Annotated in this window: 19 protein-coding genes and 2 pseudogenes; 2 read left to right on the top strand and 19 right to left on the bottom strand. The window is 42.8% G+C overall.

The window, feature by feature from the left end; all coding sequences use genetic code 11:
* Positions 1-16: 16 nt before the first annotated feature.
* The 11 genes and pseudogenes from FNT16_RS20760 to FNT16_RS06995 all read right to left on the bottom strand — a co-directional run bounded on the left by FNT16_RS20760 (position 17) and on the right by FNT16_RS06995 (position 7,536).
* A complete protein-coding gene (locus tag FNT16_RS20760) occupies positions 17-661 on the bottom strand; it encodes a Fic family protein (protein ID WP_246072422.1) in 645 nt (214 codons plus the stop codon).
* Positions 662-1,138: 477 nt separating this feature from the next.
* Positions 1,139-1,633 (bottom strand): hypothetical protein, encoded by a 495-nt coding sequence (locus FNT16_RS07045; RefSeq protein ID WP_143870921.1) that lies wholly within the window; start codon positions 1,631-1,633, stop codon positions 1,139-1,141.
* Positions 1,634-2,485: 852 nt separating this feature from the next.
* Entirely contained in the window at positions 2,486-3,130 is a 645-nt protein-coding gene (locus FNT16_RS07040) for a PEP-CTERM sorting domain-containing protein (RefSeq protein ID WP_221935068.1), read from the bottom strand.
* A 568-nt stretch (positions 3,131-3,698) separates the two neighbouring features.
* Positions 3,699-4,124, bottom strand: a complete 426-nt coding sequence (locus tag FNT16_RS07035; RefSeq protein WP_143870920.1) for a GFA family protein — start codon at positions 4,122-4,124, stop codon at positions 3,699-3,701.
* 124 nt (positions 4,125-4,248) lie between these two features.
* The gene (locus FNT16_RS07030) at positions 4,249-4,743 is read right to left on the bottom strand and encodes a P-loop nucleotide/nucleoside kinase family protein (RefSeq protein WP_143870919.1); all 495 of its coding nucleotides are present in this window, start codon (positions 4,741-4,743) and stop codon (positions 4,249-4,251) included.
* Between the two features lie 370 nt (positions 4,744-5,113).
* Complete coding sequence (locus tag FNT16_RS07025; RefSeq protein WP_143870918.1) at positions 5,114-5,410, bottom strand: HigA family addiction module antitoxin; 297 nt, start codon at positions 5,408-5,410, stop codon at positions 5,114-5,116.
* Positions 5,410-5,511, bottom strand: a pseudogene (locus FNT16_RS20755) (hypothetical protein); the annotation flags it as partial. The gene FNT16_RS07025 and the pseudogene FNT16_RS20755, both read right to left, overlap by 1 nt.
* Positions 5,512-5,905: 394 nt before the next feature.
* On the bottom strand, positions 5,906-6,193 hold the full coding sequence (locus FNT16_RS07015; protein ID WP_143870917.1) for a helix-turn-helix domain-containing protein: 288 nt from the start codon (positions 6,191-6,193) through the stop codon (positions 5,906-5,908).
* A complete protein-coding gene (locus FNT16_RS07010) occupies positions 6,186-6,497 on the bottom strand; it encodes a type II toxin-antitoxin system RelE/ParE family toxin (RefSeq protein ID WP_143870916.1) in 312 nt (103 codons plus the stop codon). Before FNT16_RS07010 ends, FNT16_RS07015 begins: the two co-directional genes overlap by 8 nt.
* 405 nt (positions 6,498-6,902) lie before the next feature.
* On the bottom strand, positions 6,903-7,217 hold the full coding sequence (locus FNT16_RS07000) for a helix-turn-helix domain-containing protein (protein ID WP_071979346.1): 315 nt from the start codon (positions 7,215-7,217) through the stop codon (positions 6,903-6,905).
* A complete protein-coding gene (locus FNT16_RS06995) occupies positions 7,204-7,536 on the bottom strand; it encodes a type II toxin-antitoxin system RelE/ParE family toxin (protein WP_143870914.1) in 333 nt (110 codons plus the stop codon). The genes FNT16_RS07000 and FNT16_RS06995 overlap by 14 nt, the downstream gene beginning before the upstream one ends.
* Before the next feature lie 565 nt (positions 7,537-8,101).
* On the opposite strand from FNT16_RS06995, the gene FNT16_RS20365 reads away from it, so the two are divergent.
* Entirely contained in the window at positions 8,102-8,275 is a 174-nt protein-coding gene (locus tag FNT16_RS20365) for a hypothetical protein (protein ID WP_185976718.1), read from the top strand.
* 44 nt (positions 8,276-8,319) lie between these two features.
* A complete protein-coding gene (locus FNT16_RS06990) occupies positions 8,320-9,000 on the top strand; it encodes a group II intron maturase-specific domain-containing protein (protein WP_246072421.1) in 681 nt (226 codons plus the stop codon).
* A gap of 79 nt (positions 9,001-9,079) precedes the next feature.
* Here FNT16_RS06990 and FNT16_RS06985 read toward each other — a convergent pair whose 3' ends face one another.
* The 8 genes and pseudogenes from FNT16_RS06985 to FNT16_RS06950 all read right to left on the bottom strand — a co-directional run bounded on the left by FNT16_RS06985 (position 9,080) and on the right by FNT16_RS06950 (position 24,969).
* Positions 9,080-9,970, bottom strand: coding sequence for a hypothetical protein (locus FNT16_RS06985; RefSeq protein WP_143870913.1), 891 nt, complete (start codon positions 9,968-9,970; stop codon positions 9,080-9,082).
* A gap of 308 nt (positions 9,971-10,278) precedes the next feature.
* Positions 10,279-10,761 (bottom strand): hypothetical protein, encoded by a 483-nt coding sequence (locus FNT16_RS06980; protein WP_143870912.1) that lies wholly within the window; start codon positions 10,759-10,761, stop codon positions 10,279-10,281.
* Between the two features lie 365 nt (positions 10,762-11,126).
* A pseudogene (locus FNT16_RS06975) lies at positions 11,127-12,211 on the bottom strand (IS91 family transposase).
* An 8-nt stretch (positions 12,212-12,219) separates the two neighbouring features.
* The gene (locus tag FNT16_RS06970) at positions 12,220-12,411 is read right to left on the bottom strand and encodes a phage integrase N-terminal SAM-like domain-containing protein (RefSeq protein WP_143870911.1); all 192 of its coding nucleotides are present in this window, start codon (positions 12,409-12,411) and stop codon (positions 12,220-12,222) included.
* A gap of 403 nt (positions 12,412-12,814) precedes the next feature.
* Positions 12,815-13,621, bottom strand: coding sequence for a thioredoxin fold domain-containing protein (locus tag FNT16_RS06965; RefSeq protein WP_143870910.1), 807 nt, complete (start codon positions 13,619-13,621; stop codon positions 12,815-12,817).
* A gap of 13 nt (positions 13,622-13,634) precedes the next feature.
* Entirely contained in the window at positions 13,635-14,096 is a 462-nt protein-coding gene (locus FNT16_RS06960) for a hypothetical protein (RefSeq protein WP_143870909.1), read from the bottom strand.
* 51 nt (positions 14,097-14,147) lie between these two features.
* A complete protein-coding gene (locus tag FNT16_RS06955; protein ID WP_143870908.1) occupies positions 14,148-24,479 on the bottom strand; it encodes an Ig-like domain-containing protein in 10,332 nt (3,443 codons plus the stop codon).
* A 31-nt stretch (positions 24,480-24,510) separates the two neighbouring features.
* The gene (locus tag FNT16_RS06950; RefSeq protein ID WP_143870907.1) at positions 24,511-24,969 is read right to left on the bottom strand and encodes a hypothetical protein; all 459 of its coding nucleotides are present in this window, start codon (positions 24,967-24,969) and stop codon (positions 24,511-24,513) included.

The raw sequence follows: 24,969 nt of genomic DNA, 5'->3' as shown, positions 1-24,969 counted from the left end.
TTCCCATCTCCATCTTCTATGTATATATCGTTATCGACTCTAAACGCCCCGGAACGACATTGTTTTCTGTTGTTCCTTGTGTCGCAATTCGATGAAACTCTAGAATCATATCTAGAGTGAGCTCATCTTTACACTTTTGCTCCGCATACTGTAGAAGAAGGTAATTATTGAGAATCATTCTTTCATCTTCATCAATTGGTTCCCTTTCGTCCTCCAACATTTTTTTTGCTACTTCCCTAGTAGTTGACGCGCCTTCAAGCTGAGCACTAGTAATCGCCTCCTCCATTATAAGAGACGAGACTAAAAACTTGCTCTGTAAACTGTCACTTGCTGTCGAGTCTGCTGCAGCACCGACGTTACCTCCGGTAATTTTTACCAATCGATATAAAGTTGCTTCCATGGAATGAGGTGTGCAGTACACAAAAGGCTTACCTTTTTCATCTTTCAGCTCAATTTTTTTATATTGAGACATCCTTTTAAATTTAACAGCTTTCCACAGGCTCTCAGCATTTTTTTTATCAACTCTCCACTTAAACTGCGCCCAAGGTAGATAGCGGCCTTTAGCATCCGTCACATCACATTGATTAATAAATGGGGCTATTTCTTTAAAATCATCTGGAAAGCTGAATATAGGTGGGGTTTCAACCCTTGACTTAGCCATGACTCGCTCTTTAAAAAATTATATTTAATGACTTATATAATGGCTAAACGGGGATGAAAACGCAAATTTAAAATTTTGAGTTTAATGAGTGTGATACATGCTTTCAGCGGATCAACGTTTTACTAAGCGGCAATAAAATAGCTGGCTAAAATTAGCGGAAAAGGCGCGCAAACCAAATGTTTCGTGTCCATGCGATAATTGAGTCGTTAGGGCTTACCCAGACTGTTAAATTCACCCGTTCAATGGTGAAATCTATAAAATTTTACGTAGAAGCACCTTTTCAGTCTATTTTTTACACAACAAATAGAACAGTAATTTACCAAAAGGTTTTTCTACAGTCTCAACGCCGTGTTAACCGGCAGACAAAGTGACGATGCTTTTGTGCAAAAATGAGTGTAGCGAATGCACAAAAGGAGCGACGCTTTGGCTGTCCAGCGAAGCCGAGGCGTAGCGATGGTTGAACACATTGTTAGGGCTTTAGTCTGCATATAGGTTAATTTTGATGGCGTTAATAATATTACCCTTTGCTTTAAATTCAATACAATTGGCCGCACCGCAATAATTTAAGGTGCCTTCATGTGGAGAAACTGGTAGCTTAGATAGCACGCTGAGATTTTGACCAATTGTAATGTCATTTGAAAGAGCCCAGTTGCTGGTGCTTATTGTTATTTGAGTTACATGGGCCTTTTTAGACTCTGTTTGCTCAACAATGGCGCAGACCTCAAGACCATGAAATTTGTATGTAACAGACTTCAACGGGTTCGCAGCGTGCCCTACCGAATACTCTTGCTCAGTAGATTCGATGAGTTTACCGAGCTCAATAATACTATTTTCTGATACGGGACTGCCGATAGGAAACGCTTCATATACCCAGTTATCAAATGCCTCATACTTTTGCATTTCTGCCAAGTCTACATCTGCATGAAGGTTGCTCGAACATAGCATTGTAATTAAAAGTACCGCTGATCGCATGAGAGCCCGTCATGGTAGAGCGACCCATTGCTGGGCCGCCCCCATACAGATCCGGACGTGCCCTAATGTTGAAAATAGCACCGCATCCGGCTCCTCAGTTATATTATTTACCGCACAGTATATTGCCTTCACAAAGTTGCTTAATCTAGCCATCTTCTCCATTTCACCCGAGGATAATTTAATCAATTTTCAGCTCAACTGAATGTATATTCATACAATATCCAGCCCTACATGTCCGGTGTATGTTTCCGTTACAAACGCAATATAACCGCCAACCCCTTCGCCATGTAAACGGCTTTCCCGTTTTCAGACTACTATGAGTAGGTCCGACTCCCAATACACCATTGTTCGCCTCGCTTTTTGCTCAGCATCCCGACTCATATCCTTTGGTAGTTGTACTGGGTCTCACAAGTTCTTGTGCACATCTTTTATTTAATACATGCCACGGTTTTATAACTGCGCTGACTCTCCACAACCTTGCCGTACCGGTTGTTTTGCTTGGACTTCGACTGCCCTAACATATAAAAGAGGGGCCTCATCAATCAGAATTCTTGCTTTTCGCAGCGATTTCAACACTTCAGGGACGCGCATCCCCTATGGCCTATATCATTCTCTGTCTACGCTTCGTATTGTTTGTTCGATTATGTGTGGCCGCACCACGGGAGAATCTTCGATAATCCATAATCTCCGCCCAACACGCAAGACTCGATACTGGTGGTTGGCTAAACCTTACCAGACAAGGACTTTCACCCTGTAAGATGCGCCAAGCTTCGCTTGTCGCACTAACGCACACATAAATAAAAACGGGGCGGTAAAGCCGCCCCGTTTTTATTTGCCGGTTATGTGCGCTTGTTAGGGTTTTACTTTTCGGCGAGAAAACCCAAGTCCTGCTAAGCCCAAACCAAGTAAGACAATAGACGCTGGCTCTGGTACGCTAACTGAGTCAATATTCACCGTGAATGCCATTTCAGGAGTCAGCGATTGCCCATCGAAAATTACACCAGAGCTATCGTTAGAGAACCAAAAAGTTCCGTTATCAATTATGCCACCACTATTCTGCGTATGTCCTCCAACATTAAATGATCCTGAACCTCCCAAACCAACAGTGCTTGCTGCAAACCAATATGTTTCATTTGCTACCAGGTCAATAGCACCAGATAGAGTTGACTGTTCTATATAAGTTAATGATGAAAAACTTAAGCCTGAGATCACTGATGTTGTTGCAAAGATATTTGAGGAGTCCGGACCATTGTTTAAATTACCTCCCAGAGAGCCAAATACTTGTAGAACAAAATCAGAACTACCTCCATTTAGCCAAATACCTAAATCAGTAGCGATTCCATTAGAGTCAGCCACAAAACTATTAGCGTATATATACGTTCCAGTGTTTGACAATGGACTCCAATAATCTCCTAAATCCGGGCTTTTTGTGATTAACCCTGCGTTGACTGACCCAGCGAACAAGCACCCCAACATATAAGCAAGCAATTTTTTCATTTTTTTTCTCCATAAATGAATTGATTATGAGTAACCTCTACCCAAGTTATGCACTTATCATGCCAAACAGCAACCACTTGTTTTATCGATGTATTTTTTTGCAAGAAATTATATGTGTAAAAAAAATCGACGATTCTACGTAAGCCGTCATGGTAGAACGACCCATTACTGAGCCGCCCCCATACAGATCCGGACGTGCCCTAATGTTAAAAATAGCACCGCATCCGGCTCTTCATTAATATCATTGCCCGTGTAAAACACAAAGCCCCTCTAATACCAATCTACCTCGATCAGCCGTTTGCTGACGCGTAATGGTTTAATTTGAAAATATCCTAGCATATCTTTAAACCCATGCCAGTTAAAAGTCAGCGTTTGGGGGCGTCTATTTAACTTAGGCTCACCTTGAACAAGTCAGCCATGACGACAAACCTATATATTTCCTTAATAAGCAGAACTCAACACCGGGCTTGTGACGTGCAAGGATGCACTAATGCCGTGACTGCAAGATGCAGAGAAACGGTCCAACAATAGGATTAAGTTGCGGCTGCGCGCAACATATCCTTGTTTATTATGTGTTGTTCTCATTTTCAAAGTGGGCAAACACCTCGGCACCAGTCATATTTTGAGTCTCATTAGCGAAAGTATAGAAATCTGGCTTTTCGTCAATAAAAATCTGATGGCTGAATTTAAATTGTATTTCGCTATCGAATAAACCTACAGGAAAATGATATTGTTCTGCGGGTATTAAGTAGTAAAACAGATTAGTACCACACTTCTTACAGAACCCCCTCTCTGCCCACTCCGAAGATGAATATCGAGCAATAAAAGATTTACCCGACACGTTCTTTAGCATGCCACTATCCATTGCCAACATTGGCCCACCAAGCCACTTTCGGCACATACTACAATGACAGGCAGCAATTTCTGGTTCTGGGTTTGATAGCTCAATCTCGAACTTAACGGAACCGCACAGACAACTCGCTTTAGTTTGCATAAGTAATCCCTCTATAAATTATACGATCAAGGTTAATTTCACAGAGTGCACACACCCGCAGCACGCGCGGCTTTTTAGTGAAGGCGAAGCCGCAACGAAAAAGCCGCCACCGCGCCTGCGATTGTTATGCACTCGCCGTAATTACAATTGTGTTGAACCCTTCATCAGGTGTGGGGGCAACAAAGTACTTGGTAACCAGCTCAAACATCTCTTGGGTATCAGTTGCCGCTCTCTCTGGTTGTTCTATCCGCCTTTTGGCGATCTGCTCCAAATAAGTTTCATTTGGCTGGTCGATGTAAAATAATTCATGTGGAGCTTGGATCTCTGAGTAAATACTTTTAAACCACGCTCGTTGCTGAATTGTATTTGCCGGAAAATCCATTACCACGTTAGTTCCAGACGCCAAGATCGATTGAACAAGCTTCTTCATCTGAGGCTTAAGCCGACCAGAATATTCGACGTAATCATCCAATATCTTGATACTATTCGGATAAAGTGATGAAAGCCACTCATCTTCTGAAAGAAGTACGGCGTTTCGCTCTTGGGCGATTTCACGAGACTTTGTAGTTTTCCCTGATCCCATTTTTCCACAGAAAAATGTCAGCACTCCTTTGTTCATTTCTTACCTCGTATTGCAGTCACGGTAGAACGCCCCATTACTGAGCCGCCCCTATACAGATACCAACGTGCCCTGACGTTAAAAATAGCGCGATCTGCTGTTTGCTGACCCGTAATGGTTTAATTTGAAAATATCCTAGCATATCTTTAAACCCATGCCAGTTAAAACTCTGCCTTTGACTGCGCCTATTTAACCAAGACTCACCTTGAAAAAGTCAGCCATGACGACAAACCGATTTATTTCCTTAATAAGCAGAACTCGACACCGGGCTTGTGACGTGCAAGGGTGCGCTAATGCCGTGACTGCAGGATGCAGAAAATAGGATTAAGTTGCAGCTTCGCGCAACATATCCTTATTTATTATGCGCGTTTTATACTGCAGCCATATTATACGGTGAGACATGTAAAGAGCTTTGGTGTTGCCTTGCTTGCCACAAATCAAAAGCATTTTGCAAACGAAGCCAATGGGCCGCAGAAGGCTTACCAAAAACGAGTTCAAGACGAATAGCCATCTCTGGGGTAATAGCCCCTTTACCATTAAGAATTTTCGATAATGTTTTACGGCTCACATCTAAATGTTGCGCTACATCAGTAATGGTCAGTTCTAGAGCATCAATAACAAGATCTTTGAGTATCTCACCGGGATGCGCAGGGTTATGCATATTCATTAGTGATAATCCTCGTAATTAACGATTTCAACATCTCGTCCAACAAAGCGGTATGTAACTCTACAGTTTCCACTTACCCGGACAGACCAAATATCATTCCTGTTACCTTTGAGTTAATGCATATAAAGGCCTGGTAAATCCATGTCATCAGGTGTTTCGGCTTGATCGAGATTCGACAGAATAAGACGAAGCTTATTCTCGTGCTTTTTCAGAATTCCTGATGTGGTTCCTTTAGCGTAATTTTCTGAGCGCATAACGAGACTGTAGAAAAACCTCAGCCTCAGAATATTTTCGTGCGCTACGTTAAAAATTTACCCGTTCAATGGTGAAGTCTATAAAGATTTTACGTAGAAGTACATTTTCAGTCTATTTTTTACACAAGAAATAGAACAGTAATTTACCAAAAGGATTTTTTTCAATCTCAACGCTTTGCATTAGCGGTTTTGGTCGCTCTTGCCAAAATCCGCTTAATGCATTTGTTATTCGCCACTCCGCTTATCTCAATTCGCTAAAAATTTCAGGGTGTTGCTCAGCTATCCGCAATAATGCAACTGCTGGCCCTTGAGGGTTTCTGCGGCCTTGTTCCCAGTCCTGCAAAGTTCTTGTGCTGACACCGAGTAAACCTGCAAACATGACCTGAGACATTTTCAATTTAGAACGAATTACCTGTGGCGCTGATGGCTCACTTAATTCGTTACTACGTAGAGAAACCTTTCCCTTTTTATATTCCTTAATCTCATTTATACCTGCAAGAATTTCGGAACCTATATCTCTGTTACTCATTTTCGATTGCCTCTGCTATTTGTTTTAACACATGACCCGCGATAGTAGCCCGCTCCGATTTACTATACATAGTGAGCATCCATATCTCATGTTCAGCCTTCTTCCAATAGTAAACAACACGTATGCCACCACTTTTACCTTTGCCTGAAGAAGCCCATCTAACCTTCCTGACACCACCAGAGCCTTTTACAATATCACCGACATCTGGCTTTTGAAGAAGGTAAGATTGCAGACCACGATATTCATCATCCGATAAATAATCTGGTAGCAGTTTTGTAAAGAAGCTTGTTTCTATAAAGACCATAGATCACATAATACGGCATTGCCGTACCTAGTCAAGCAATGTTTAATGGCGAAGTCACGGTAGAACGCCCCATTACTGAGCCGCCCCTATACAGATACCGACGTGCCCTGATGTTAAAAATACCGCTATCAGCCGTTTGCTGACCCGTAGTGGTTTAATTTGAAAATAGCCTAGCATATCTTTAAACCCATGCCAGTTAAAACCCAGCGTTTGGGGGCGCCTATTTAACTTAGGCTCACCTTGAAAAGTCAGCCATGACGACAAACCTATATATTTCCTCAATAAGCAGAACTCAACACCGGGCTTGTTACGTGCAAGGATGCACTAATGCCGTGACTGCAAGATGCAGAGAAACGGTCCAACAATAGGATTAAGTTGCGGCTTCGCGCAACATATCCTTATTTATTATAGCTCTGCGATGTGCGACAGAGTTTCTGGGTGGCGCTGTACAAGCTTTAGAAGAGTAACAGCTTGTCCATTTGGTGCGCTCCGCCCCTGCTCCCAGTTTTCCAATGTACGTGATGATGTATGCAGTAAACGAGCAAATACACCACGAGACATATTAAACTGCTCACGAATACTAACAATTTCATCAGGTGAAATATCTAGCTCACTGATGTCATTAACTTGATGAGTTTTCAGAGTCACTTTGCCCTCTGAATGCTCCTTAGCTTCAACAAGTGCAGAGTTTAGCTCTGCAAATAGATCACGATTGCTCATTGCGCCACGCCTCCATAAAAGCTTTTAACTGTTTCTTTTGATCTGCGGTTAAGTCTGCCATTTCATTTTTGCCGTAAATAGTCAGCAAATAGAAGCGACGCTTTTCATCGAGGAAGTAATAGATAACACGTGAACCACCACGCTTTCCCTTACCTTTACTTGCTACTCGAATCTTCCGCAAACCACCAGTACCTTGAATTACGTCACCTTGCTTCGGGTTCGACATAAGTTCAGCTTGGAACAATCGAAACGCCTCGTCACTGAGGTAATCATTTCGGTACTTTTCAAATATGGTTGATTCAACAAATACACTTTTCACAAGTAAAGTATACGCAAGTAACGTATGGATAGCGAGCTATACGTTACTTGCGTAGTAATTAAATTTTGAAGTGCGGATCTGACCAGAGCTATCGCTTTACTCACCGGAAAATGACGAGCACCAGTGAGTTATTTTTCCGGTGCAGTAACTTGTGTACGCCCGACATGGGCATTAACTAATGAGGTGAAAGTCCTCTGTAGGAACATCACCGTTTAAATAACTAACTGTTATTAAACGATAACTACTAGCGAATGGCAAGTGCAAATCCGCGAGGGTTTGTATGGAGGAAGCCGCTAGCAAAATTGCGAGCTGATGAACAAAAACATCATATTAGGCGTAGGCTGAAGACGAGTTAGCACAAGATAACGAAGTCACGTGATCTAACGGCCACCGTAAATGATGCAGTTGTGCAATGAAAGTTAATGCGCTTATTCGGGGGCGAAAATCGAAGATTTAAGCGCGAAGGCAGGATGCCGTAGCTGGGCTTTTGAATTAGGCAGGAAGCCTTATTCATAAAGGCTGGATAACAAGCGGCCTGCGCTATCGCTGCGGAAAATACCAGTAAGTGGCTGGCCAATCAACCCCTTGGCGTGCTATTTGGTTGCGAAATAGACAACGAGCGAAACCACTGCAACACCCCAACGATGCGCACGCAGCGCAATTTAAAGCAATTTATTTTGTGATTATCCAGCAGACCGAAAATGTTCCAGACATTTTCTGGCATTCACTTCATCCATGAAGATTTCAGCAGATGGCATAGTAGCCAAACGCCCATCGTAATGGTTGGGACACGGTGAAGGCCTGAACATCTTATTGCTCGATGAATTAGATAAGAAGCTAACCCACAAACAACTTAAGTTTGCACGTTACGCTGATGACATAATCATTTTAGTAAAAACGAAAAGCGAAGGGGTAATAATCCAACGGGAAATTACTGCGTTTATCACTCAACGATTAAAACTCAAAGTGAATGAGTCGAAAAGTCGAGTCGGTCCAGTATCAGGCTCAAAATTTCTTGGGTTTACTTTCCGTTACGGGCAAGTGCAGATCCACGAACAGGCGCTAAAGAAATTTAAAGCAAATGTAAGAGAGCTCACTAACCGTAATTGGGGGATCTCAATGACCCTACAAATTCATAAACTGACGCAATACTTACGCGGATGGGGATACTATTACCTAATAGCCAATGCTTATCAATTAACGATGGATTTAGATCACTGGATCCGTCGTAGGATAAGAATGTGCTACTGGCGGCAATGGAGAAAACCACGCACTAAAGTACGCAGTTTAATGAAATTGGGAGTTAGCGAGCGCCTCGCCATTGCATGTGGTATCACCAGCAAAGGCCCTTGTAGAAGTTCGAAAACAAAAGGAATTAACATTGCGCTAGGCAATGACTATTTGGCTTCACAAGGTTTAGTGTCACTGAGAGATATATGGATTAATATTCATTACGGGAGATGAACCGCCCATTGCGGAGCCGCACGATGGGTGGTGTGGGGGCTGGAGATTAGAAACCTCCGGCTACCCGATTAAGCTGCATCTAAGGCAGGTTCTTAGCTGTTTTATACAAAATAGGTAACTCAAAGTTACGCTTTTTAATGTCCCTTTCATATTTGACAGGTTTACAAAATCCAATAACTTGCAAATATATTAAAAAAACTAACGCTTGGTCATTTTCACTATCAGAAAATTGGATATTTCTTTTTACCCATTTGTAGTCAAATGTTTGTTTTCCACCTTTCTTCTCTAGAAGCTCCATAATATGACTTGTCCAAGTGTCATCCACTTTACTCACATGCCGAATAAATTTTTCTTTGGATTGAACGTACGCTTTGTAGACCAAGTGAGGATCAAAGAGGTTATAAACCCAATCATCACTTTCAAGAACTGGGGTTACATGAATATTAGGACTATTGAAATAATATTCATTTGCTTCATCCAATAACTCTTTTAAAAATACAAGCATATAACGAGGAGTGCATGAATTATTTCCATCTAAAAAGTGAGTATCAAAAAAATCATAATTTAAAATGGACTCTTCTTTACCCTCTGGACATTCATGAAGTAGCTTAGAATTAAATAGTTTATTAATTATTAATAGGTCTAATTTTTCAAAAAGTGTTCTCTTGTTTTTCTTTCTGCCAAAAAACTTATTGTAGTAATGAGAGAATTTATATTTTAATCCAGACTTTTTCTCTTCAAGCAATATTTTTTCATACCAACGCAGTTGATAATCTGACATATCACTAGACTCAAAAATATCTCTCATATGCCAAATGCCTGCATCCTCTAATGCAAGGTACATCCTACGAGCAACAAATGCCCTAATCTCTTCTCTATTCCAGAGAAGTCGCAGTGTATTATCCTCCGCTTTATCCGGTCCAAGAGCTGAAAAATCTAACCTTTCATAAAGGTCAGACCGCAAGAACACTTTAAAACCTATCTTTTCTTGACTATACAGGTCATCTTCTAACTCTAGTAAAGATTCAATATATGCCCTTTGAGTTTCGTATTCTTCACCTGCAACAAATTTATCTAATTTATCTATAATTACCGTAGATTGACGAATACCTCTTTCTTCAACTGATTTTGAAGCGTTTTCAATGACTTTATCTAAATTAAGCTCTATCCGTTTGACTGTTTTTGTTGCTTCTTTTGATAGCTCTACATCAACAGGAACGTCTGAAAGCTTTGTTTTAATTTTAAACGATACTTTTTCAAACAGATCTTTAATTCGACTCAGTATTGATAAATGACCTCCTCTTCCCCAGTTCGACTCAAAAACTCGCTAAGATAACGCTCAGAGTCACTATTGGGAAAGTTTTCAAGAGATGATATTTCTTCTGAAATTCGTCTACAGATTTGAAATTTCCATAACAACTGAAAGGTTAATTTCTGAGACAAGTTTGGGAAATATTTTTTTGAATCTTCCTTTAACTGATCAAACTGGATTTGCTCATCTATCGTTACAATTAAATCATTCTTATAAATTTCTAGAATTTCACTCCTGTTTCTCATTAAATTGAAAATAGCACTTTTACCAGTACCAAATGCTCCAATTATAATAGAGTGTTTATCATTCAAAAATGATTTAATAGATCGCGTTGCTATGAAGCCTCGTTCAATTAAAGAGTCTCTATGACCATCCATATTGCCTAAGTCTAAAGTAGCTAATAATTCCGTCGGGAATGGATCCTTTAAACTACACCGAACTTTTCTCATTAAGACTTCCTTATAATAGAACTTAACTCTATAACTCAAGCGCCGATTTGAATTTGCAGCTTAACGCTTTAGTATTCATGCACACGTAGTTTGTGTGAATGAATCATTTGTTGAACGGGCAAACAACACGGTTGTCTGGTTTGATTTATGCTATAGGAATTTGCTTTTTTAAGCTCAGTTGGCATGACAGGTAATCTCCTTGTTGTTAGCATTTTTCAATCCATTAAACTTGAGTTTGCGCATTGAATTAACGGTAATTTAAGCTAATTTGGTCATTTTTTGCAACTTTATTTTTAATATGCACAGAAAGGTCTAACCCAACCCAATGGGCTTTGTTTTTTATGGGCTTTATTGCCTTAAAAGTTTCAGCCAGTTAGTACCGGCTCTACTAACTTTCGACTTGGTAATAAAATACTCACCAGCTTTAGCTCACCTACCTGACACTCTGTGCACGGCCAATGCATTTTTTTGTCTGATTTTGGCTTTGTTGTACAGGGTTTACCTGTTTTACATTGTGCTTTGATTAGCATCACTTTACGCCTGCGACAAGCATTGGCTAAAAATCCATAATGGCGTAGTCGCATTAAGCCTTTAGACAGTATGTGTTGTAAATACCGCAGGATAAATTCCTCTGTATCAAGCGTCATGACTTTATTTTGGTTATTATCCCGATAGTCTTTGTATTTAAAACTCACTGAGTGGGTTGTATGTTTAACCAACCTTGATTCTGACATCACGCCTTTTCGGGTATACCTCGCCAGATAACTTAGCAATTGCTGGCTGTGGCTTAAGCAGGGTTTGGCGTACACACACCATTTTTGTGGAATGTTTAAGCTGTTTAAATTCACATTCTGAGCTTTTAGCTCTGCCAACATTTTGCCTTTAAAGACTGTGGATAATGCTTTCACTGGGTAAAGGTAATTTTTATTAACGCTTTGCCATTGGTGCTTTGTATTTAAACTACCTGCCGGTATTAAGCAGTGTAGGTGAATATGCTGACTTAAGTTTTGGCCCCAAGTGTGTAACACACAGGTCATACCCAATTGCCCGTGCTGCCGGTTGTTGGCAAATTTGTTTAAGGTTTGCCACACGGCTTTAAATAGACTTTGATACAGAGGCTTGGCGTTATATTGTGCAATCAGGTTGAGCTCATGTGGCAAGGTAAAGACTAAATGAAAATAGCTGCACGGCAATAAATTTTCGCTTTGCTTGTCGACCCAGTCTTCAGTGGTTGTACCCTGACATCTTGGGCAATGTCTATGCGGCAGCTACAGCCAATTTCAGTTTGATGCCCACATTGGTCACATTGCCACTTTTGATATCCAAGCTCGCCCGTTCGGCACGATTGAATATGCTCGCATACCCGCTTTTGCTGCACACTCATTTTGTGGTTTTGCTGATAACCATCTAAGCCTTGATTAAGGATGTCAGCTAGATGAATTGGTTTCATAACTCACCTCATAAGCGCGATAATCTGCGGACTTCAGGGCTAGCGAAATAACAATTTAAATCTTGCTCTGTTGTTTGGTCTAACGGCTTACCTAAATAATTTTCAATTTGCTGCAAATGCTGACAATAGGTTTCTCGGGTTTTATCTGCATACCCTCGATATTCTATTTCTAAGGCGACTTGTTGGATTAATTTATTCATGGTGACTTACCTCCAGATTGGTTGTTAATCCATAGGTAAGTGTGTCTCAAATGGTGAGGTTTACGACTCCGCGCAGCGGCTTAGTTCAACAATTTAATAGTGCGCGATTTGCGCATTTTTCTGCCAAAATTGCGCGCATATTAATACTTGTTGTATTTTTAGCAAATTAGCTAACGCTTTGCCATATATATTCTTTTTTGGCGGGCTAATATTTACTGTCAGGAGAAAAATGCGCAACTTGCGCATTTTTCTGAATATAGGGCAAACGCTACGCGACTGAATGCACATACAGCATCAAAAAATTAATTTTAAAAGGCGCTATTACATCGCAGCTTTGGGGTTGGGGTTGGGGTTATGATTGCGGTTGTGATTGCACTGACTTTTTAATTCACCACAAACTATTTCACAGCAAGTTATGTTTACCGTTATGCGCAAAAAGCAGGCTTTGTGATAAATCTAATTTATCTCCAAACATCAGCATAAACAGGGCTTTTTGTTGGTGGTAGGTTTTTATGCGTTTGCTAAAACAGGCGTCTTTGTTGTGGTTGCAGCCCAGTAATTTTGGGTGTTTTTGTAGCACTTGTACGCTGGTGATTAGATATTCGGGTTGGTATTGGTTTAATAGTTCATCGGCTTTGTTGATATCTTTTTCGGCGATAAACAGTAATAAGTTTTTTGATTGCCATGCGGGTAATTGTTGCATGTGGTTAAAGCGCGTCCAATCGGGTTTAACCCCTAATATCGTGGCGCTTTCGCTTTGTTGGTATTTCAGCAGTTGGGCCAGTGACACTTTTTGCCCTTGTAAATAAAAACTCGGTACGCTGTTAATCTGGTAGGCATCTAGGTAATCATTATTTTGCTGCATTAAATTTTGTTGTATTGGTTGATTACATGCAGGGCTATTGCCCTGCACCACGGCCTGCATAATGCTTTCGCTCACTGGCCTGTCGCATTTAAAAAATTGCGTTACCCTTTGTTGGCTGCGGTTGCCTAAAATAGGCGCCCAAAATAAATAGATGTTATAACCCACCAATCGTTCTAGTTTTGGAATGGCTTTAATGCAATATGGGCAAAAGGGGTCTTTGAATATCAGTAAGTTGGGTCGGTCTGCGCGCCAGCCATTTAATAAAAAAGCCTGCTGCGCAATCGGGTCTGGTATCGGCATAACCTGGCTTGCATAAGCTGCCTGACACCATAACAACAAGCTCAATAGAATGCTTAAACTACTGAGCCTGTTTGTTTTTATCTTGCATTTGTTGTAGTGCAATGGGCAATACCAATTGATTATATTCAGCCAGTTTTTGATTAATTTGCTGTTCTATTTGTTGTTTTTTCGCTTTGTTTTTTAAATTTTCATCCAGCTCTGCCATTAAAATTTCTATTTCTGCTTGTTTAACTGCAACCTGTTCTTTGCGCGCTGCCAATTGTGCTTGTTGTTCTGCTGTCTCACCTGCATTTTTTTCGGTTGAAAATTGATTACTGCTGTCGGCGGTACTGCTGTCGGCGTTAAAGCTTGCATGGATAGCTGGCTTGTTAGCACTGTGTTGCTGATTTTCTAAGTTTGCAGGCGCGCGCTGAGCTGCATCTGGCTCGTTAAACTCGGGTGGTTGTGGCCATAGCTGATACAAAAGTACTGCGATACAAACGCCAATAAACACTAAAAATATTGCTTTAAATTTTTTCATCTCGGTTAAAGCTCTCTTATATTCGGGTAAAACATCTTTTTACTCTACGGCTTATTCTGCGGTGGTAAAACTGCGGTTACCACCGTAGCGGGTATTGCCCACTAAGTCAGGTACATTATAGTGTAGTTCAAGTGTATATTGTGTACCCGCGGTTAAATCATCAGTCGGGTTTATTGTGATCTGGCTACCATCAATTGTGTAACTCACGGCAATCACATCCCCACCGGCTTTAAGCACTGGTGCAGCACGCAAATCGAGTGTTTCGTCATAATTCAGCACGATATTACTGTCTACCGCAACACCTGTACTGCCATTTTCTGGCGTGATTGTTTGCAGCGTCGGGCCGGATGTATCATTACTGTCATTCGCATTGGTGGTAAAACTCACTGTGTAGTCTGTTAATGCATTACCCGCATAATCACAAACATCATTTAGCGCCAGCATATAGCTGGTTTCGGTTGCAAAACCGCTGGCAGCTTTAACCGTTAAAATGGTACGCAGGTTGTTTAACGATATGCTTTTATCTACCGCATTTCCTTCACTGGTCAGTGCGATGCCGTCACTTAAAATACAGGCGCCACTTAAAGGTTCATTCATTTCCAGTACAACCTGACCATTGACAGGCATATCGGTTAAACCGTTTGTTATATTGGCGCGACTCACGGTTGGTGCACTCTCGTCTGCTTCGGTATGTGAACCTGTCCAGAAATATTTGTAATTATTCTGAGCAATACGGTTACCCGATAAGTCAGTCAGATACGGGCTATAACCCACATACAAATAATAGTTGTGATCTGCCGTTAACAGCGCATCCGGTGTTAACGTTAGCGTTAATCCATCGGTACTCAGTGCCCAACTACTTGCAACCGTTAACCGGTCGGTATTGTCGTATAAATAAAAGGTATTGCCATCAATGGTGGTTTTATCCACCCGCTCAGCAAAATGCACTTGCAGTAAAGGATTCAGCGCAACATTTTGTGTATTGTTGTTCGGAATACTCCAATGCGCAACGCCACTGGTATAAAAGTCGGCGGTATCACTGGTGGTAAAATCAATCACTAAATCGTCTGTCATTGAATTACCGCTGATATCTTTTAAACCGCTTATGGTGAGTCGATAGTCGGTTTCTGCCGCCAATAACTGTTTGGCCACTATGGTTAATAAAGTTCTGCCACGAGAAAGCGATAAATTAACCGGAAAATCAACGCCCAGTGACGTTTGTAAACTCACGCCATTATCAAACAAGGGGCTTAACGATTCGCTAAAGCGTACATTAAATATCAGGTTAAGCGGTATTGCGCTTTGTCCGTTGGTCACGCTGGTACTGGCCACTGTAGGTGCGGTTTCATCTGTGCTTGCACCAGTCGTAAAGTAGCGGAAATGATTACCCAATGTATTACCACTTAAATCTCTTAAGTAGTATGCGTAAACATAATATTGGCTGCTGGTTTCCAGCGCTTCGTCTGGCACTGTGGTTAAACGCAGGCCATCTGCTGACAGTTGTGAACTAGACGCAATTGTTTCACGGGTGGTATTGTTGTACATATACACCCCGGATGTTGTCACGCTAACCGGATCAATAGGTTCACTAAATATCCACTCGATAACCGGATTGGTTGCAACCCCTTGCTGATTATTGCTATAGGCCACATCAACCACGGTTGGGCGGTCAAAATCGGGTCCGGCCAAAGTGGTAAATTGAGTTGAATCTTCTACCACGCTATTTTCGGCCATATCTTGTATACCAGATAAGGTTTCAGTATGTTCCGCTTCTGAGGCAACCGGTGTGAGTTTACGGTATATCACCACCTGATTATTTTCACTAAACTGCACGCTGATATTTTCACCGTTGGCGTCGTCAAATGTCAGCGGATTCATGGGTTCGTCAAAGCGCACTGCGAATAAGGTATTTACACCGACCCCAGTTTGTCCGTCCGGTGGATTGATACTGCTGATCATAGGTTGTCTGTCATCCACAACAGCATCTGCGGCGGTATTAAAGTAAGTCGCATAATTGGTGCGTAAATTATCACCGTCGGTATCTTTAATAGACTGTGAGTACCAAACATAATATTGGTTATCTGCCACGAGCGCTTCATCTGCTGTAACTTTGATAATATGACCGCTGGCATCTAGCTCTGCACTGCTGCTTAATACTGTCCAGTTGTCGGTAACATCGTATAAAATAATGGTTTCAGAACCAAATGTGCTGCTATCTAAAGGTTCGGTAAATTGCGCCATGAGTGTTGCATTTAACGGCACGCCTCCGGTTGCACTCACCGGATGATAAGCCACAACCGTTGGACGATCCCCAACTCCATCGGTTTCAATGCCGGTGTTGATATAGCTAGAATAAGTATTCAGTGCATTGCCGCTGGCATCAACAACCGTGCTGTCTAAATACAAACTAATACGGCTAGATGGAGGGAATTCACCGTCACTGGCAGTCACTCGAATGGTTCTGCCATCGCCCATTAATGCCACGTCAACTGCTAATAATTCACCGTCATCTGTTACTTTAATGGCGTCTTGCAGGCTGGTTAAATCTAATGCTTCAGATGCATATAAAGTGATTTCGCTTAAACCTATCCAGTTAGAACTACCATTATTGGGTATCTGGGTGACAATTGATGGCCGTGTCACATCATTGTTGTTCATTCCGGTTGTGAACGAGCTGATATAAGGTGAAACCGAGTTACCTGCTAAATCCTGTACGTTTTCGGTTACCACTAAGCTGACTAAACTGGCTTGCGGTAGTGATGCAGAAACCGTAACGTCCCGACCGTCTGCCGAACGGAATATATTGGGTCGGATCACCTGTCCATTCGCATAGAGCGCGATATTGTTATTATTTAGCGTACTGGTTTGCATCGGTTCATTAAAACTCAGCACCACAGAATGTGACGGATTGACATCAATGCTGTCTGCCGCCGGAGATATTGCGCTAACAAGCGGCGCGGTCGAATCTGCGGCTGCTTGTGTATTGAAATACCGGGTGCCCGAATAGCGAATATTACCTGCCAAATCCGGCACATTGTAATAAAGCTCAATGGTATATCGGGTATTACCAGCCAGATTTATCGCTGGGGTAAATGTAATTACATTATCAACCACCACATATTGTCCGGGTACGGTAATACCGCCCCCCACAACAGGAGGTTGACTGCGCGCATCAACAGGTTCATCAAAGGTCATCACAATTTGTGTTAGTTCTACTTCAACCTCTGTCGCTTGATGAATCGGTGAAATTGCAGTCAAGTTTGGCCCGGTTTCGTCAGGGTCTGTACTGGCCGATGTAGTGAAGCTTGTTAATGTTTGGCTAAGCGTATTACCGGCATAATCACATAAACCATCAACAGACAATTGATATTCGGTTGCTGGCGTCCATTCAGATTGTCCGCTAACAATCAGTGTTTGTCTGTCATTTTCCATTGTCACCTGAATGGGTACGGCTTCACCGCCTGTGGTGAGCGCAAAAGAATCCGCTAATTGGCACGTATCACTGATAGGCTCAGACACTTTTAATACAACCCGTCCGTTAACCGGCACCTCAGTATCACCATCCACCACGCTAATTTGCTGTACTTCTGGCGCAGTATTATCGCTTTCATCTTTAGTATAAAAATAATGATAGTTATTCACCGCAATACGATTACCCGCGTAATCATGTAAATAAGGTGAATATCCAACGTACAGATAATGCAAGTGATTGGCTCGCAAATCTTCGTCAGGTTCAAATTTCAGAGCCATACCATCGGCAGACAGTGTCCACTGGCCGGCAACGCTGATTCGTGCATCATTATCGTATAAGTAGAAGGTTTGACTGTCGATTGTTGCTTTATCAACCGCTTCACTGAAATGCACTTCAAGGTTTGGATTAAGCGCCACATTACGGGTATTTTGCGGAATGCTCCAGCGCACTATCTGACCTTGCGTTAAATCAACTGTTGGGCCGGTCGTAAAGTTAAGCATTAGTGTTTCAGCTTGTTGGTTGTCACTTAAATCTGAAATGCCTTGAATGGTTAATAAGTAATCCTGCATGGGTTCGAGCAGCTGTTTAGGCACTATGCTCACCAGTTGACGGCCCCGGTTCAGGCTAATATGCGTTGCCAGTGCATTACCGGCCGAGTCGCTTAAAACAATGCCGTCTAAATCAAGTGGGTTGAGCATTTCACTAAAGCGCACATTTAAACGGGCATTAATCGGCAATTCGGTTTGACCATCGACAATGCTGGCATTGACCACAGTGGGGGCTGTCACATCGGCCGCAAATCCAGTGGTGAAATAACGGAAATGATTACCTGACGTATTGCCCGATAAGTCGCGTAAATAATAAGCGTAAATATAATATTGACGACCTGCTAACAAGGCTTGATCCGGCATTAATATTAACCGTTTAGCATCGGCGCTCAGCTCATAACTGCTAGGTATAGCAACGCGCGCAACATTATCGTAAATATAAACACCAGAAGAGGTAACACTGATCGGATCCAGTGGTTCGCTGAAGGTCCATTCAAATACACTATTCAGTGCGACATTTTGCTGATTATTGGTCACACTTACATCGAGTAAATCAGGTCTGTTAAAATCAGGCCCTGCCGCTGTGGTAAATTGCACTTGGCTATTCAGTGTCAGGTTACCGGCTACATCTGCCATCTCCGGGCTATTAAATTGCACAGCACTGCTGGCAGCCAAAGGTTGCAACATAGTGTATCGAACCGTTCTGTTGTTTTCGGCAAATTGCACATTGATTGCATTGTCTACAGCAAAAGTCAGTGGGTTAATCTGCTCATTAAAGCGGCTGGCAAACCAGCTATTGGTGCCTACGTTTTCTTCTCCATCGGGTGGGCTCATTGCAGCAACCGTGGGTTGGGTATCATCGATAACCGAGTCGGTATCTGTATAAAAATAAGTTGCTGAGTTACCTTGTAGGTTATCGCCGTCGGTGTCTAATAAGGCAGCTGAGAACCATAAATAATATTGGTTATCGGCAACCAAACCTTCGTCGGCAACTACTTGTGCGATCCGCCCCGTATCATCAAGAGTGATACTTCTGTCCATGACACGCCAGTCGTCGGTTACATCGTACAAAATGGCACTTTCGCTGGTAAAGCTGGTGATATCCATCTCTTCGCTAAATTGAGTGAGCAAAATTGCATTTAGCGGCGTTTCTCTGCTGCTCGCATTCGGGAAGTAAGATTCAACTCTGGGTCGAATGCCTAAATTGTCGGTGTCGCTTGAAGTATTAAAATATGCATTGTACGCAGTCAACGGATTACCGGATAAGTCAGTGACCGTGCTATCCCAATAAACCTGTATCAGCGCGTTGTCATTAAAGGCAGTATCTTTGCGCACCCGTATGGTTCTGCCATCGCCCAAGACAGCAATATCTACTTGCGTTAATACACCATCTTCGGCCAGATTAAAGGCATCTTCTAAGGTGCTTTCATCTACCGCTTCGTCTGCGTAGAAATAAACCTCATTAATATCAACCCAACCATTTGAGCCATTAACCGGAGTTTGTGCAATGATTCTAGGACGTGAAACATCGCTATCTGCAACACCGGTCGAAAACGAACTGATAAATGGGGTAATGGCATTACCCGCTAAATCTTGCACACCGTCTGTCATCACAACCGATACAACAGCGGAATGCGGTAATGAAGCGGATAAGGTCACTTGGCGACCATCAGCCGAGCGGAAAATATTGCTGCTCAGTACACTGCCGTCGTGATACAACGCAATATTATTGCCGTTTAACGTATCTAAGTTAACTGGCTCGTCAAAACTGAGCACCACAGCTTGCGCCGGATGAATGTCTGTCGACATATCTTCTGGTGAAATCGCTAAAATGCTAGGCGCAAGGGTATCTTCGACAGTTTGTGTATCGAAATAGCGCGTGCCACCATAACGTGTATTACCGGCTAAATCGGGCACATTGTAATAAATTTCAACCGTAAACCGAGTGCTGCCGGGTAACAGAATATCTGGCGTAAAGGTGATAACCGATCCGTCGACCTGATAACTGCCCGGTACAGTAATGCCCGCCCCTTTTATGGGTGGCGCTGAGCGCAAATCAACCGGTTCATCAAAAGTTAATACCACCTGACTGGTGACATCCACATCGCCGGTTGTATGAGCCGGACTGATATCCAGCAAATTCGGTCCGGTTGTATCTTCAGTATCGCTGTTTAATGTTGTAAAGCTCAGTTGATAGATTTCTAGGTTATTGCCTGCATAGTCACATAACCCACTGACCGCCAGTGCATATTCTGTTTGTGCGGTAAGATTTTCAAGCGGGGTAATGGTGACCGTGCGGCGATCATTGGCCAGTTGCGCAGTGACTTCTAGGCTACTTTCGCCAGACATTAAACTCACGGCATTGGCTAATGGGCACACATCGCTGATGGTTTGATCCAGCTGAATTACAATTTGTGCATTCAGTGGTACATCAGTGTTGTCAGCGCCTAAACTCGTCGCGACAACAGATAAGGCTTCATTATCTTGCGCACGACCGGTATTAAAATAATGATAATTATTTTGCGCTATCAAATTACCGGCATAATCCTGCAAATAGGGTGAATAACCCACATACAAATAAAATCTGTGGTTTTCACGCAAAGCTTGATCCGGCACAAACGTCAGCCGCATGCCATCGTCTGATAAAATACGCTGTCCTGCCACCGGCAGGTTAGTACTGGTATCTTGCAAATAAAATGAACTGCTATTAATACTGGTTGGGTCGATCGGCTCAGAAAAATCGACCGCGAGCAGCGGGTTAAGCGCAACATTTTGTGAATTATTCGGAATGCTCCAACGCACAGCAGTGCCATTTTCGGTATCCGCACTCTCACCTGTCATAAAATTAATTTCTAACGGGTTAGCCAGCAGGTTACCACTTAGATCCTGCACCCCATCAATCCACAAAGTATAACTTTCATTTGCGGTTAATACTTGTACCGGCGATAAAGTAACCCGTCGTCTGTCACCGCTGATAGCGCGACTGACGGCCACTTCTGCACCAACGGCATCTAATAATTTAATATCGGTTAAGTACAACGCATTAATAGCTTCATTAAATCGAACAGCAGGCAGTACATTGAGCGGTAATCCAGTCGCTTGATCTGACATACTGGTCGCAACCACCTGCGGGCCGCTTCCATCAGTATCAAATGAGGTATCAAACCAGCGTGAGGTGCCAATAAACGGATTATTAAAAGTATCCTGTATCGCACTGGTTAAATAGACATAATGGCGTCTACCAACCAACAAAGGCACATTCGGAATAAATGAAATCGCTGAGTTATTTTCTGCAATATCCAAAATCCCGCCAATGCGTTGGCCTGAAGATTGGTCTATTACGTACATACTCTCTTCTGTTACTGATACCGGATCAATCGGCTCACTTAAAATGGCGGTTATAACCGCATTAACCGGAATATTAGCAGAAGTATGTACTGGGCTGATATCGACTAAAAAGGGTCTTTCTTCATCGACACAATTGCCAGTTGTAAACACTGAGGTGAACGTTTCGGCCAACGGGTTACCGGCGGCATCTCGCACGCCACTGACTTCAATACTGTAAGTTGAATTGTCTGCTAACAGTTCTGTTGGGTTAAAAGTCAGCTCGGTATTATTGGATATTAAGCTTTGTACACCGCTTAACACACGCGTGTCTTGCGCAATAATTTTAATACTTTCATCTGTCAGTGATTTTCGCGCGATTGTTTCGTTAAATATCACGCTGATATTGGTATTTTCACAAATTTCAGTTGCCGCATCGGCCGGATTCACTGAGCTGACTAAAGGTGGGGTGATATCCGGGTTGAGTGGATCGGTACCGGCTGCGACTTCATCGCCGTCGGTTCTTTCATCATCATCTGAATCTGTATCAAGTGGGTCTGTTGCCAGTTCAATTTCAAGCCCGTCTAATAAACCATCATCGTCTGTGTCGGCATCGGCCGGATCGGTTCCCCAAGTAAAGACTTCTTCGTTATCGCCTAAGCCGTCATTATCTTCGTCGGGTTCAACCGTTAACAGTGCGATCGCATCACCGACGTTATTACCAAAGTCGACCCCTTCAACCAGTATATTCATACTGGTGACGCCGGTCGGAACGGTAATCGGCACTTCGTACGGACGGGTTGTATCAGATGCGACCAGATTGCCGTTGACTCTAATTTGCACGGTTGCAACGGCAACATCATCGGTTGCTTCGGCTCTGACTAAAATGCGGCTGCCTTCCACAACCACATCACCATCGGGCGGCGATATCACCTCAACATTTGGCGGTACGCCTTGATTGTCATTTAAAATTCGATACTGAGAAATGTATAAGCGGTTGTATCCGGTTGAATAGACAAAGCCGGCATCAATCGACAATGCACTGGCATCACGATCACCAAACTGTCGGATATCTATCACGCCCTGAAACAGTGAGTTTTCCGGATCGGCAATATTGACAAACGGCACGGCATTTACAAATAGAATATCACTGAAAAACGCAAAACCATTTGTCAGCTCAACGTCGGACGGATAAAAACGGGTATCGCCACCAACAATAACCGGACGCATGGGATCACTGATATTAATGACTTTATAACCGCAGGTATAACAAGCGACATAAGCATAATCGCCGTCCATCACGACCGCGCGAATATTACCTATATTGATACTCCCCAAGCGCATTGGTGAAGAGAGATCGCTGATATCCAGTACAATAACCGCTGAGTTATTGGCGACAACGGCTCTGTCGTTATGCACATCAACACTGATGATGCGACCTAGGTTATCCAGCGCACTGACGATAAAAGGCGCGCCAACTTCTTCTACATTGATAATTTCAAAACCACCACTGTCGTTGGCAACAAAAACATGGTTGTTTTGCATTGCCAAATCAACAGCGCTGCCGCTGGTGACAATGTTTGCGGTTAAAACCGGCTGGCTGATATCACTGATATTAATAATATCCAAACCATTATTCGCCACGGCGACATACGCGTGCGCGCCAACCACTTTGACATCGCGGGCAGTGCCGCTGGTTGCCAAGGTGCTGATGAGTTCAGGGTTTGCTTTATCGCTGGCATCAACGATATGCAGTCCAGCACCGCCGGCTGCGATATAAACATAATCGCCCTGCACATCGTTATCATAAGCTGTGCCGCTGAAGGTTAAGGTTGAAATACCGGCTGGCTGAAAACTTTCTACGGTCACGGGCACTTGTTTAGTCAGCTCAAACAAAGATACGGTGACCGTTGCTTCGCCTTCTGTACCACCGAAAATTTCACCGTCAGCTAAACCAAAACTGACAATAGATAAATCACTCGACTGATAACTGGTGCCACTTGATTTTGCCGTAACGTCTAGGGTATTGCCGTCTAACAGAGTCGCACGCACCGTTAATTGTGTGCTGACTTCACTATCAATACCATTGAATGTCATCACCACATTAGAAGGTGTTACGTTGATTGCGGTAATGGCATTTTGATAATCCGCATCGGCGCTGTCATTGGGCGAAGAACCCAAAGTGACTTCGACAAAATCGGAGAGTCCATCGCCATCCGAATCGGCGCTGAGCGCATTGGTAATAAAGCCATCTTCGCCTTCAATAATTTCTTCACCGTCAGAAATGCCATCATCATCTGTATCTGCCAGATTGATGTCGGTGCCTGCCAAATATTCATCCAGCGCGCTTAATCCATCATTGTCTCTATCTTCAAATGCATCTGCCGGATCATTCGGATCAAGCCCATTTTCTGTTTCATAATCATCTGGCAAACCATCACCATCCTGATCACCGGTAAAACTGACACGTACCAAACGGGTCGCGACCTGTCCATCTTTGCTGGCAGTAATTAATGCGTTGCCACTGCCTGCCGCAGAGATAAGCCCATTTGCGTTGACACTGGCAACCGCAGAATTAGATGAGGTATAGTTAGTACCGGACGTCGCGGCGGTGACATTATCTGTCATGCCACCGGGATAAACAGCTGTCACGTCCAGTTGGTAAGTTTGCCCCAAAGCAGTTAGATTAATGACGATATTAGTTAAAAAGCTAATACGCGTGGGGACAGGTTCCTGCTCGGCAAATTGAATTTCACCCACCCGGGTGATGCCGTTTGTAAGCAGATTAAAATATCCCGACTGTCCGGAAGCGGTTGCACCATCATCATTCACACAGGTAGCCCGAGCTCTGACAGCCCCTTGATTAGAGGGTACATTGGGCAGTGACCAACCGCCATTTTCTGCCACTTGTATGGTTCTATTTAAAATGTTCACCACACAGTTTTCATCCAGCTCTTCTGCTTGGGTAGCTGTCACCAAAGCACTACTTAAAAAGCAGGTTGTCAGCAGTATTCGTCCAGTCCGGATAAAGTTTTTCATCACACTGTTACCGTAAATATAAATTTTAGGGTTACAACTTCAACCAATCTGCAATTTCATCTCTTAGCCTGATATTGCGTTTTGCATTACCGAAACATATATCGGAATCAATAATCGCTTTCTGTTTATCTTTTACATTAAGGTAAACCGCACCACCCCGTGCATATCTACCTCCGCGGCCATAAACCATATCAACGCTCTTAATGTCTTTGAGCGAAAACCAGTCTTCCGATTTAACCCATAAAAAATGGGTATAGAGCACGGCCGATTTACTGTGCTTGTCGACAACCAATTTACGCCTTCGCTGAATGGCGATGACAACCAGACAAACACCGTTAAAAATCAAATAATCTTGCATTTTCAATTGTTTTTCACCGGCCACTGCGGCAATCCAAAAAACAATTAAAAATGCCAATGCAATACATGCAATGCATTTGGGAAATGCCGTTACGACCATTTTTTCCTTGTCTTTATGTAAAATTCTGGCCAT

It is taken from the genome of Catenovulum sediminis (assembly GCF_007289895.1).
GTDB classification, from domain to species: domain Bacteria; phylum Pseudomonadota; class Gammaproteobacteria; order Enterobacterales; family Alteromonadaceae; genus Catenovulum; species Catenovulum sediminis.
The sequence above is the reverse complement of the archived record's forward strand: the minus strand, read 5'-3'. Positions and strand labels throughout refer to the sequence as shown.

Coding starts and splice junctions, on each gene's coding strand:
- FNT16_RS20760 (WP_246072422.1), bottom strand. CDS start 661: ATGGCTAAGTCAAGGGTTGAAACCCCACCTATATTCAGCTTTCCAGAT.
- FNT16_RS07045 (WP_143870921.1), bottom strand. CDS start 1,633: ATGCGATCAGCGGTACTTTTAATTACAATGCTATGTTCGAGCAACCTT.
- FNT16_RS07040 (WP_221935068.1), bottom strand. CDS start 3,130: ATGAAAAAATTGCTTGCTTATATGTTGGGGTGCTTGTTCGCTGGGTCA.
- FNT16_RS07035 (WP_143870920.1), bottom strand. CDS start 4,124: ATGCAAACTAAAGCGAGTTGTCTGTGCGGTTCCGTTAAGTTCGAGATT.
- FNT16_RS07030 (WP_143870919.1), bottom strand. CDS start 4,743: ATGAACAAAGGAGTGCTGACATTTTTCTGTGGAAAAATGGGATCAGGG.
- FNT16_RS07025 (WP_143870918.1), bottom strand. CDS start 5,410: ATGAATATGCATAACCCTGCGCATCCCGGTGAGATACTCAAAGATCTT.
- FNT16_RS07015 (WP_143870917.1), bottom strand. CDS start 6,193: ATGAGTAACAGAGATATAGGTTCCGAAATTCTTGCAGGTATAAATGAG.
- FNT16_RS07010 (WP_143870916.1), bottom strand. CDS start 6,497: ATGGTCTTTATAGAAACAAGCTTCTTTACAAAACTGCTACCAGATTAT.
- FNT16_RS07000 (WP_071979346.1), bottom strand. CDS start 7,217: ATGAGCAATCGTGATCTATTTGCAGAGCTAAACTCTGCACTTGTTGAA.
- FNT16_RS06980 (WP_143870912.1), bottom strand. CDS start 10,761: ATGAGAAAAGTTCGGTGTAGTTTAAAGGATCCATTCCCGACGGAATTA.
- FNT16_RS06970 (WP_143870911.1), bottom strand. CDS start 12,411: ATGAATAAATTAATCCAACAAGTCGCCTTAGAAATAGAATATCGAGGG.
- FNT16_RS06960 (WP_143870909.1), bottom strand. CDS start 14,096: ATGAAAAAATTTAAAGCAATATTTTTAGTGTTTATTGGCGTTTGTATC.
- FNT16_RS06955 (WP_143870908.1), bottom strand. CDS start 24,479: ATGAAAAACTTTATCCGGACTGGACGAATACTGCTGACAACCTGCTTT.
- FNT16_RS06950 (WP_143870907.1), bottom strand. CDS start 24,969: ATGGCCAGAATTTTACATAAAGACAAGGAAAAAATGGTCGTAACGGCA.